Source organism: Streptomyces sp. NPDC002835 (genome assembly GCF_053591995.1).
The window spans coordinates 1-1,379 of sequence record NZ_JBSFUW010000131.1 but is presented as its reverse complement, the minus strand read 5'-3'; the positions used below and the strand labels follow the sequence as shown (position 1 = coordinate 1,379).

At 68.1% G+C, this 1,379-nt stretch carries 1 protein-coding gene; it reads left to right on the top strand.

The genetic code is table 11. From position 1 onward, the window contains the following. Nucleotides 1-125 precede the first annotated feature (125 nt). Nucleotides 126-1,379, top strand: coding sequence for an IS701 family transposase (locus ACWD01_RS37470; RefSeq protein WP_451168460.1), 1,254 nt, complete (start codon nucleotides 126-128; stop codon nucleotides 1,377-1,379).

The following is a 1,379-nucleotide window of genomic DNA, read 5'->3' as shown; positions in this document are numbered from 1 at the left end:
CTGGGACGATGCCGGGCGGCTGGAGTGTAGCGGGCGGTAGTTAGTCAGGGGCGGTCTTGAAGAGACCGCCCCTCGTTCGTGCGACAGCGTCGCTGGTAGTGGCATCGGCGGGGCAGCCTCCCCGCGTGATCACCGAGCATGCTGCCGAGCAGTGGAACCTGGAACTTGACGACCTCTTCGTGACCATCGGCCATCGCTTCGGCCGAGTCGAGCTCCGTCGCCGCATGCGCGATTACGTACGCGGTCTGCTCGCCCCGGTGGCCCGGAAGAACAGTTGGCAACTGGCCGAGCAGGCAGGCCACCCCACGCCCGACGGCCTGCAGCACCTGCTCGCTGGTGCGAAGTGGGAGCCCGACGACATCCGCGACGACCTGCAGGAATACGTTGCCGACAAGCTCGGTGAGAACGACGGGGTCCTCATCATCGACGACACCGGGTTCATCAAGAAGGGCGTCACCTCCGCCGGGGTCCAGCGCCAGTACTCCGGGACCGCCGGCCGCACCGAGAACTGTCAGATCGGCGTCTTCGCCGCCTATGCCTCCACCCGCGGCCGGGCCCTGGTCGACCGCGAGCTCTACCTGCCCAAGTCCTGGACCGATGACCGGACACGCTGCCGTGCGGCCAAAGTCCCCGACGAGCGGGAGTTCGCCACCAAAGGCGAACTGGCCCGGCGCATGGTGCTGCGGGCCCTCGCCTCGCCGCTGCCTATCGCCTGGGTCACCGCGGATGCCGCCTACGGGCAGGAGAGCCGCTTCCGCCGGCTGTTGGAACAGTCGGGTGTCGGCTACGTGCTGGCGGTGCCCAAGTCCCAGTTCACCGTGGGCTGTTCTCGTATCGAGGGCCTGTTCGCGCAGGCCCCGGACGAAGCGTGGGAGAAGATCTCGTGCGGCGACGGCGCGAAGGGACCTCGCCTCTATCACTGGGCGGCGGTGCGGCTGCCGGCCGTCGCCGAGTTCGACTACCAGGGAGAAGTCCCTCACCGGATGCGGTGGGCGCTGGCCCGTCGCAGCATCAGCAAGCCCGACGAGATCGCCTACTACCTCGCATACACCCCGTTGGAGACCACCGTTCAGGAGCTGGTGCGGATCGCCGGGACACGCTGGGCGATCGAGGAGTGCTTCCAGGCCGCGAAGAACGAATGCGGCCTGGACCAGTACGAAGTCCGCCGCTACGTGGGCTGGTACCGGCACATCACTCTGGCCATGCTCGCGCACGCCTTCCTGGCGGCGATGGCGCACCAGCCCCGGGAAAAGGGGGCGGAACGGGTGAGACAGCCGAGACCATCGAGCTCACAGTGGCGGAGATTCGGCGACTCCTGGCAGCTTGTCGTCCCCAGCCCCCGCACCTGCGCGGACACCGAGGCCGACACCACGCAATGA